Raw genomic sequence first — 9315 nt, forward strand, 5'->3', positions numbered from 1 at the left:
GGCCAGCCACACGCCGTCCGGGCAGGCCTGCCGGACGGCGTGTGGCTGGCCGAACTCGCCCCGGTCGACGACCCCGACGCCGTCCCCGAGGCCGTCCTCACCGCCGTCGGCGCCCGGGAGACCGTCCTGTACGGAGCCGGCGCCGAGGGCATGCGGGCCGTCGCCGACCGGCACGACGACCCCGTGGACCGGCTCGCCGAGCACTGCGGCCGCCGCCGCATGCTGCTGATCCTGGACAACTGCGAGCACGTCGTCGACGCCGCCGCCCGGCTCGTCGAGACCCTGCTGCAGCGCTGCCCCCACCTCACCGTGCTCGCCACCAGCCGCGAACCCCTCGGCGTTCCGGGGGAGTTGCTGCGTCCGGTGGAGCCGCTGCCCGAGCCGGTCGCGCTGCGGCTGCTCGCCGACCGCGGCGCCGCCGCCCGCCCCGGCTTCCGCACCGAGGACGATCCCGAGGCCTGCGCCGAGATCTGCCGCCGCCTCGACGGACTGCCGCTCGCCCTCGAACTCGCCGCCGCCCGGCTGCGGATGCTCACCCCGCGCCAGATCGCCGACCGGCTCGACGACCGCTTCCGGCTGCTGACCACCGGCAGCCGTACCGTCCGGCCCCGCCAGCAGACCCTGCGGGCCGTCGTGGACTGGTCCTGGGAACTGCTCGACGCGGACGAACGCGAGGTGCTGGGCAGGCTGTCGGTCTTCGCCGGCGGCTGCGACCTCGCCGCCGCCGAGGCCGTGTGCGGGCCGGTCGCGCTCGACACGCTCGGCTCCCTCGTGGACAAGTCCCTGGTGGTGGCCGCCCCTTCGGGCGGCGGCGAGATGCGCTACCGGCTCCTGGAGACCGTCGCCGAGTACGCGGGCGAGCGGCTCGACGAGGCGGGAGGACGCGCCGGGGCCGAGCGGGCGCACCTGACGTACTACCGCGAACTCGCCCGCACCACCGACCCGTTGCTGCGCGGCCCGGACCAGCTCGCCGCCATCGGGCGCCTGGAGCGGGAGTACGAGAACCTGCGCACCGCCCTGCGCCACGCCCTCGTCCTGCGCGACGAGCAGGAGGCGCTGTGCCTCACGCTGTCGTTGGCCTGGTACTGGCAGATGCGGGATCTGCGCATCGAGGCCCGCAACTGGTGCCGCGAGGTCATGGCCCTCGGGCCGGACCCCTTCACCGCACCGGTCCGGCCCGCCGCGCCGGTGCGGCAGCGCTGCACCGACGCCCCGCCCCCGATGGCCGGGGAGGTCCTCGCCGAGGCCCGGCGCGGTGTGCACCTGGTCCACATGGCCTGCATGGACACCGAGCTGGACGACTGGCAGAACCCGCAGGCGCAGCAGAGGCTGCGCGTCATCGCCGCGAGCTACGAGCCCGGTCTGCCGCAGGCTTGCCGCCAGCCCGGCGCGCTCTGGGCGTTCGCCCTGATGCTGACCGGCGACATGGACGGACTGCGCACCGCCGTCGACGCCGCCGTCCGCACCTGCCGGGACACCCCCGGATTCGAGTGGGAGCTGGCCTCCAACCTCCAGATGCGCGCCAACCTGCTCGCGAACCGCAGTGACTGGGCCGGTGACGCGCGGCGGGACGCGGACGAGTCCCTGGAGATCTACCGGCGCCTCGGCGACGTCTGGGGCACCGCCGAGGCCCTCTCCGCGCGCGGTGAGGCCCGCGAACGCGAAGGTGAGTACGCGGCGGCCGCCGCCGACTACGAGGCGGCGATCGAGCACGCCGAACGCCTCGGCGCCCGCGCCCAGGTGGCCGTGCTCTCCGCCCGGCTGGGCAGCGCGCTGCTGGAGGCGGGGGACGCCGAGCGCGGCGAGCGGCTGCTGCGCGACGTCATCGACCAGGAGCACGGCGGGCACGGCGAGGCCATGCCCGCCGCCCGGCTCTTCCTGGCCGGCTTGCTCGGCACGACCGGGCGGACCGACGAGGCGCGGGAGCAACTGCGTCTGCTGCGCGAGGAGTTCCGCATCGCGCACTATGTGGTCTTCGATGCGTTCATCCTCGGTGCCGAGGGCTGGCTGGAGGTGGTCGACGGCCGCGACGAGCAGGCGCTGGTCCTGATCCGCCAGGCGATCGAGCGGGCCGGCGACCCGCTGTCCACGGCCATCGCGCCCCATATGCGCGCGGCGTGTCTCACCATGGGCGCCGCCGCCCTCGCCGGACTCGACGGCGGGCACCGCGCCCGTGACGCGGCCCGCTGCCTCGGCGCCGCCGATGCCGGGCTGCCGCCCGGGCACGTCGCCGCGGGCATGGAGCGCGAGGTGCGCGCACAGGCGGAGCGGCGGACCCGGGCGGCACTCGGCGACGCGGCGTACGAGTCCGCGTACGCGGAGGGCGCCGCCCTCTCCCAGGAGGAGGCCGCCGCCCTGCTCTGACACGCGCCCGGGCGGATCGGACGCGCCCGGTCGGGGCCGCGCGCCGGGGCGGGCCGTGCGCGTGCGGGCGGGATCCGCACACCCGGAGGGCCGTGCGCCGTCCGGCCGGTGGGAGCCGCCCGGCCGGCGGACCCGCCCCTCACCGGGCGCAGGTGTCCGCCGGCCGGGCAGGCGCCGCTCCGGGACCGTCAGGTCTTCGTGCGGAACTTGTGGATGGCCACCGGGGCCATCACCGCCGTGATCCCCACCGACCAGGCCAGTGTCATCCACAGGTCGTGCGCCACCGGGCCGCCCACCATCAGCCCGCGCGCCGCGTCCGCCAGCGAGGACAGCGGGTTGTACTCGGTGAAGTTCTCCAGCCAGCCCGGCATCGACTGGGTCGGCGCGAAGATCGACGAGCCGAACTGCAGCGGCATCAGCACCAGGAAGCCCATGGCCTGCACCGACTGCGCGTTCTTCATCACCACGCCCAGCGTGAGGAAGACCCACATCAGGGCCGAGCCGAACACCACGGACAGCCCCACGGCGGCGAACAGCCCCGGCCAGTGGGTGATGTCGAAGCCGACCAGGACGCCCACGACCATGAGGATCGTGGTGGCGATCAGCATGCGCAGCACCTCGACCGAGATCTTGGCGAACAGCACCGAGCCGCGGCCTATGGGCAGCGACCGGAAACGGTCCATGACCCCCGTGTTGAAGTCCTGGTTGAAGCCGGTGCCCACCCCCATGGCCATGTTCATGCCCATCATGGCCATCAGGCCGGGCACGATGTACTGCACGTACGCCTCCTGCCCGCCGCCCAGCGCCTGCCCGATCGAGCCGCCGAAGACGTACACGAACAGCAGGGTGAACACGATCGGGAACAGCACGGCGTCGAACATCGACTCCGGGTCCTGCCGGATCCACAGCAGGTTGCGGCGCACCAGTGCCCCGGTGTGGCGCAGATGGCCGCGCAGCGGGATGCGCGCGTCCGCGCCCGTGCCGGTGAGGGGGGTGGCGGCGCTCATACGGCGACCTCTTCGCGGGTGTCGGCGGGCACGGCGTCCTGCGGGGCGCCGGCGCGGTGGCCGGTGAGGGACAGGAACACCTCGTCCAGGCTGGGCAGTTCGGTGGTGAGGGAGCTGAGGGTGATTCCGCGCGCGGTCACCGCGCCGACCACGGCGGTCAGTTGCTCGTCGCTGAGGATCGGGACGAGGACGGCGTCCCGCTCGGTGTCCACGGTGGTGCCGGCGAGCCCGGTGATGCCCAGTGCGTCGAGGGCGTCGGCCAGCGGGCGCAGGTGCAGCGGGTCGGCCGGGCGGATCCGCAGCGTACGGCCGCCCACCTTGGCCTTCAGTTCCTCGATGCCGCCGCTCGCGATGACCCTGCCGCGGTCCACGACGGTCAGTTCGGAGGCGAGCTGCTCGGCCTCCTCCATGTACTGGGTGGTCAGCAGCACGGTGACACCGTCCCCGACCAGCCGCTTGACCTCGTCCCACACCTCGTTGCGGGTGCGCGGGTCCAGCCCGGTGGTCGGCTCGTCCAGGTACAGCACGGCCGGCCGGCCGATCATCGAGGCGGCCAGGTCGAGCCGGCGCCGCATGCCGCCGGAGTAGGTGGCCGCGGGGCGCCGGGCCGCCTCGGTGAGCGAGAACCGCTCGAGGAGCCCGTCGGCGCGGGCCCGGGCCTCCTTGCGGGACAGGTCGAGCAGCCGGCCGATGAGATACAGGTTCTCCCGACCGGAGAGCTTCTCGTCCACGGAGGCGTACTGCCCGGTCAGTCCGATCACCCGGCGCAGCTGCCGCGGCTGGCGGACCACGTCGTACCCGGCGACGGTGGCCTGCCCCGCGGTCGGGGCGAGGAGGGTGGACAGGATCCGCACCAGGGTGGTCTTGCCGGCCCCGTTCGGCCCGAGGACCCCCATCACGGTGCCCTCGCGCACGTCCAGGTCGACGCCGTCCAGCGCCTTGGTCTCGCCGTAGTGCTTGACCAGCCCCCGTACGGTGACGGCGCTGTCCGGGCCGCCGGCTTGTTCGTCTGTTCGCGTCATGGCACCGAGGCTCTCAGACGCCACCGACAAACCACCGACAGTCCGCCGACGCCTCCCGCCGGGCCACCGACAGCACACCGACGCCTCCCGCCGGGAACGACGCCGGCCCCGCCGACGGGGGAAGATCGGCGGGGCCGGCTGTCGTACCGCGATGGCTCAGTGGACGGAGTGCTCCTCCTGCGGGAACGCTCCGCCGACGACGTCCTCGGCGAAGGCCTTCGCCGCGCCGCTCATGACCTCACGCAGGTTCGCGTACTTCTTGACGAACTTCGGCACCCGGCCGCCGGTCAGCCCGAGCATGTCGGTCCACACCAGCACCTGCGCGTCCGTCTCCGGCCCCGCGCCGATCCCGACCGTCGGGATGTGCAGGGTCCGGGTCACCTCGGCGGCCAGCTCGGCCGGCACCAGCTCCAGGACCACGGCGAAGGCACCCGCGTCCTGGACGGCCTTGGCGTCGCGCAGCAGCTGCTGGGCCGCCTCCTCGCCGCGTCCCTGTACCCGGTAGCCCATGGCGTTCACCGACTGCGGGGTCAGCCCGATGTGCGCCATCACCGGGATCCCGGACTCCACCAGCAGCTCGATCTGCCGGTGCGAGCGCTCGCCGCCCTCCAGCTTGACGGCGCCGACCCCGGCCTCCTTCACCAGCCGGGTCGCCGAGCGCAGCGCCTGCACCGGGCCCTCCTGGTACGAGCCGAAGGGCAGGTCGGCCACGATCAGGGCGCGACCGGTGCCGCGGACCACCGCGGCGGACAGCATGGTCATCTCGTCGAGGGTGACGGGCACGGTCGTGTCGTACCCGAGGTGGCAGTTGCCCGCCGAGTCGCCGACGAGCATCACCGGGATGCCGGCCTCGTCGAAGACGGACGCGGTCATCGCGTCGTAGGCGGTGAGCATGGGCCACTTCTCGCCGCGCTCCTTGGCGGCGGCGATGTCGCGGACGGTGATGCGGCGAGTGCCCTTGCCCCCGTACAGCGCCCTGCTGCCGTCGGGGGGAGTCGGCTTCGCGCTCTGGGCAGCGGAAAGCTGCGTCATTGCCACGGCTCCTAACACGTCATCTCGAGGCGCCCTGACGGCGTCCCCGGATCACGTCCATGGTGGCACCTCGGCCCGGCGAGGACCAGAGGAACCCCGTGCGTTCTCCCCGCGCGATCCCACACGATCCCGCACGGCGGCCGTATACCCCCACCGTCCCCATCGGCAAAATAGGCCAAACGGTCACAATATATGGGCAAGACCTCGGCAAAGGAGTGCGAATACGAGACGGATCCGTCTCGAAAATAACTAGGCTGGGCCGTATGACCACTCCTGCCGCCCCCGTCCGCCGGGTCCCGGAAACCGTGCACCGGCGCCGTTGGGTGATCCTCGGCGTCCTGATGATGAGCCTGCTGATCGTCGTCCTGGACAACTCGATCCTGAACGTCGCCATCAAGACGATCTCCACCCCCGCCCCCACCGGCCTGGGGGCCACACAGAGCGAGCTGGAGTGGGCGATCAACGCCTACACGCTCGTCTTCGCGGGCCTGCTGTTCACCGCGGGGCTGCTGGGCGACCGGCTCGGCCGCAAGAAGGTGCTGCTCGGCGGTATCGCCGTGTTCGGCATCGGCTCGGCGCTCGCCGCGTTCTCCGGCTCCCCGGCCGAGCTGATCGGCTACCGCGCGGTGATGGGGCTGGGCGCCGCGTTCGTCATGCCGGCCACCCTGGCCGTCCTGATGAACGTCTTCGAGCGCGACGAACAGCCCAAGGCCATCGGCGTCTGGGCCGGAGGCGTCGGGCTCGCCATCGCCATCGGCCCGATCACCGGCGGTGTGCTGCTGGAGCACTTCTGGTGGGGCTCGGTCTTCCTCGTCAACGTGCCCATCGCGCTGCTCGCCGTCGCCCTGATGCTGTGGCTGGTGCCCGACTCCCGCGACCCGAACCCCGGCCGGATCGACCCCCTCGGCGTCGTCCTGTCCGTGGCCGGCCTGGTCCTGCTGGTCTACGGCATCATCAAGGGCGGCCAGCTCGCCGACTTCACCGACCCCACGGTGCTGTCGACCATCGGCGCCGGTCTCGCCGTCCTCGCCGTCTTCGTCGTGGTCGAGAAACGCAGCGACCACCCGTCCATCGACGTCGGGTACTTCAAGAACAAGGTCTTCTCCGCCGCCATCGCCGCGATCGCCCTGGTCTTCTTCGCGCTGATGGGCGTGACGTTCTTCTCCGTCTTCTACATCCAGAGCGTGCGCGGCTACACACCGCTGCAGACCGGTCTGCTGCTGCTGCCGCTGGCCGTCACCCAGACGGTCTTCGCACCGCGGGCCCGGCTGGTGGTGGACCGCTTCGGCCACCGCGCCACCACCACCGGCGGCCTGGTGCTGCTCGCGGCGACCCTGGCCGCGTTCGCCCTGTTCGACACGGACACGCCGCTGTGGTTCATCGAGCTCGTCTTCTTCCTGATGGGCATCGGCATGACCCACGTCATGACGCCGGTCAGCGTCGTCGTCATGCAGGCCCTGCCCCGCGAGAAGGCCGGTTCGGCCTCCGCGCTCAGCAACACCTTCCGCCAGCTCGGCGGCGCCCTCGGCATCGCCGTCCTCGGCTCGCTGCTGTCCGCCGCCTACCGCACCGACATCGAGGACGAACTCGTCCTGCTGCCGCCCGCGGTACGCCACGCCGCCGGCGAGTCCATCGAGGCCACCCTGGCCGTGGCGGACCGGCTGGGCGCACGCGGCGAGGCCCTGGTCGCCGCGGCCGACGACGCCTTCCTGCACGCGATGCACGTCACGGCCCTGTGGGGAGCGGGCGTCGCGATCGTCGGCGCGATCGTCACCGCCCTGTTCCTGCCCGGCCGCCCCCCGGAGTCCGAACGGGGGGACCGGAACCAGGAACTGGTGTCGGCGGCGGACCGATAACCCCCGCCCGGTGGACCGCCGCCCCCGTGCACCGGGGAGAATCACCCCAGCCCACGAAAGGAGGCGGCGACGTGAGCCCGGTCGTCACCGACCCCCGGCAGGACGGTCCCGTGCGGGGCCGGCCCCGCAGCGAGGCAGCCGAGCGCGCCATCGTCGAAGGCGTGATGAAGCTCCTGGAGGACGGCGTGCCCCTCGCGGAGCTCTCCATCGAGCGCATCGCCCGCACCGCCGGCGTCGGCAAGGCCACCATCTACCGCCGCTGGAGCGGCAAGGAGGAACTCTTCGTCGACATCGTGCGCACCGTCGAACCCCCGGACCCCGAACTCCCCGGCACCTCCCTGCGCGACGACCTCGTCGTCCTGCTGGAATCCCTGCGCCGGCGCGGCCTGGCCAACAGGACGTCGGCGCTCCTGCACAACGTGCACGCCCAGATGAAGAGCAGCCCGAAGCTCTGGGCCGCCTACCACGACACCGTCATCCTGCCGCGCCGCAGACTCGGCCTGGAGGTACTGCGCCGGGGCCGGGAGAACGGTGAACTGCGCGCCGACGTCGACCTGGAACTGCTCAACGACATCGTCGTCGGCCCCCTCCTCGTCCGCACCGTCCTGCGCCCCGAGGCCGACCTGCCGGACGACCTCGCCGAACGCGTCGTCGATACCCTGCTCCAGGGGCTACGCCCCGTCAGGCCGCATCCGTAGGAGGGAATCCGGCGGCCGTCCCGATGTGCGCGTTTCGTCACAGAGGACGCTTTCCGTACCCCCGTCCGGAACTCCTCGCGCGGCACCGCACGTCCTCGCCCCCGTACGGCAGGAAAGCAACCGATCATCCCCTAGGGTCGTACGGACACGGGGAGACGGTATGCACAGCAAGTTGTGAGGCAACGGTATGGCGCAACAGGCGTACATGACGGAGACGGACACCGGCGGCTCGGGTCCCGAGCGCCGGACATCCCGGCTTCGGCGTCTGCTCGACCGCCTGACCAGGGGCTGGCGCGGCGACCGCCGCATCTGGCGCCGGGGCCTGGTCCTGGCCGCGTGCGCGGCCCTGCTGTCCCTGGTCATGCTGGCCCACGCCCACATCCCGAACCGGGTGGGCAACCTGGGCAGCCTCCTGGAGACCTTCCTGCCCTGGCTGGGCCTGTTCGTCCCGTTGCTCCTGCTGCTGGCCCTGTTCCGCAAGTCGGCGACGGCGCTGGTCGCGACGGTCCTGCTCGCGGTGGTCTGGCTGAACCTGTTCGGCGGGCTGCTCACCGACAAGACCGCCCCCGGCGGCGACCTCACGGTGGCCACGCACAACGTCAACGCCCAGAACCCGGACCCGGCCGGCACCGCCCGCGACGTGGCCGCCGCGGGCGCGGACGTCCTGGCCCTGGAGGAGCTGAGGGCCTCGGAGGTCCCCACCTACGAGAAGGCGCTGGCGGCGACGTACCCGCACCACGCGGTGGTCGGCACGGTCGGCCTGTGGAGCAAGTACCCGCTGAGCGACGTGCAGGCCGTCGACATCCGCCTCGGCTGGAAGCGCGCGATGCGCGCCACGGTGACCGCCCCCGCCGGACAGGTCGCGGTCTACGTCGCCCACCTCCCCTCGGTCCGGGTGAAGCTGGCGGCCGGCTTCACGGCCCGCCAGCGCGACAAGAGCGCGAACGCCCTGGGCGAGGCCATCGCCGCGGAGCCCCTGAAGAACATCGTCCTGCTCGGCGACCTGAACGGCACGATGAACGACCGCGCCCTGCACGCCGTCACCTCCCAGATGCGCTCCACGCAGGGCGCCGTGGGCAGCGGCTTCGGCTTCAGCTGGCCGGCCTCGTTCCCGATGGCGCGGATCGACCAGATCATGGTCAAGGGCGCCGAGCCGGAGAGCTCGTGGACCCTCCCGGCGACGGCCAGCGACCACCTCCCCATCGCGGCCCGCGTGAAGATCACCGCACCGGACGACTGACCCACGGCCGCCCCGCCGGGCCCCGGGAAAGACGACAGCCGTCGACGGCGGGAACCGGGGACGACGGTGGGCGCCCGACAGCCGTCGACGGCTGTC

The 9315-nt window shown here is 72.7% G+C and carries 7 protein-coding genes; 4 read left to right on the plus strand and 3 right to left on the minus strand.

Going from position 1 to position 9315, the window contains the following annotated elements; genetic code table 11:
- A partial coding sequence (locus tag B7L92_RS00920; protein ID WP_255310703.1) for an ATP-binding protein occupies positions 1 to 2364 on the plus strand: 2364 nt, incomplete at its 5' end.
- Between the two features lie 188 nt (positions 2365 to 2552).
- Here the strand turns inward: B7L92_RS00920 and B7L92_RS00925 are convergent.
- The 3 genes from B7L92_RS00925 to panB form a co-directional block, all read right to left on the minus strand.
- The gene (locus B7L92_RS00925; RefSeq protein ID WP_004988926.1) at positions 2553 to 3371 is read right to left on the minus strand and encodes an ABC transporter permease; all 819 of its coding nucleotides are present in this window, start codon (positions 3369 to 3371) and stop codon (positions 2553 to 2555) included.
- Entirely contained in the window at positions 3368 to 4393 is a 1026-nt protein-coding gene (locus B7L92_RS00930) for an ATP-binding cassette domain-containing protein (RefSeq protein ID WP_081235594.1), read from the minus strand. Before B7L92_RS00930 ends, B7L92_RS00925 begins: the two co-directional genes overlap by 4 nt.
- A 156-nt stretch (positions 4394 to 4549) precedes the next feature.
- Entirely contained in the window at positions 4550 to 5425 is an 876-nt protein-coding gene (panB, locus tag B7L92_RS00935; RefSeq protein WP_081235595.1) for a 3-methyl-2-oxobutanoate hydroxymethyltransferase, read from the minus strand.
- Positions 5426 to 5688: 263 nt separating this feature from the next.
- Here panB and B7L92_RS00940 point away from each other — a divergent pair, with 263 nt between their 5' ends.
- From B7L92_RS00940 to B7L92_RS00950, 3 genes are all read left to right on the plus strand, one after another.
- Positions 5689 to 7281, plus strand: a complete 1593-nt coding sequence (locus tag B7L92_RS00940) for an MFS transporter (RefSeq protein WP_081235596.1) — start codon at positions 5689 to 5691, stop codon at positions 7279 to 7281.
- 71 nt (positions 7282 to 7352) lie between these two features.
- Complete coding sequence (locus B7L92_RS00945; RefSeq protein WP_081235597.1) at positions 7353 to 7979, plus strand: TetR/AcrR family transcriptional regulator; 627 nt, start codon at positions 7353 to 7355, stop codon at positions 7977 to 7979.
- Between the two features lie 187 nt (positions 7980 to 8166).
- Positions 8167 to 9219 (plus strand): endonuclease/exonuclease/phosphatase family protein, encoded by a 1053-nt coding sequence (locus B7L92_RS00950; RefSeq protein WP_081235598.1) that lies wholly within the window; start codon positions 8167 to 8169, stop codon positions 9217 to 9219.
- The last annotated feature ends 96 nt before the right edge of the window (positions 9220 to 9315 follow it).

The sequence above is a fragment of the Streptomyces viridosporus genome (assembly GCF_002078235.1).
Classification (GTDB): domain Bacteria; phylum Actinomycetota; class Actinomycetes; order Streptomycetales; family Streptomycetaceae; genus Streptomyces; species Streptomyces viridosporus.

What these genes read in the sequence shown, in the direction of transcription:
- B7L92_RS00940 (WP_081235596.1), top strand. Translation starts at nt 5,689, where the DNA reads ATGACCACTCCTGCCGCCCCCGTCCGCCGGGTCCCGGAAACCGTGCAC.
- B7L92_RS00930 (WP_081235594.1), bottom strand. Translation starts at nt 4,393, where the DNA reads ATGACGCGAACAGACGAACAAGCCGGCGGCCCGGACAGCGCCGTCACC.
- B7L92_RS00925 (WP_004988926.1), bottom strand. Translation starts at nt 3,371, where the DNA reads ATGAGCGCCGCCACCCCCCTCACCGGCACGGGCGCGGACGCGCGCATC.
- B7L92_RS00950 (WP_081235598.1), top strand. Translation starts at nt 8,167, where the DNA reads ATGGCGCAACAGGCGTACATGACGGAGACGGACACCGGCGGCTCGGGT.
- panB (WP_081235595.1), bottom strand. Translation starts at nt 5,425, where the DNA reads ATGACGCAGCTTTCCGCTGCCCAGAGCGCGAAGCCGACTCCCCCCGAC.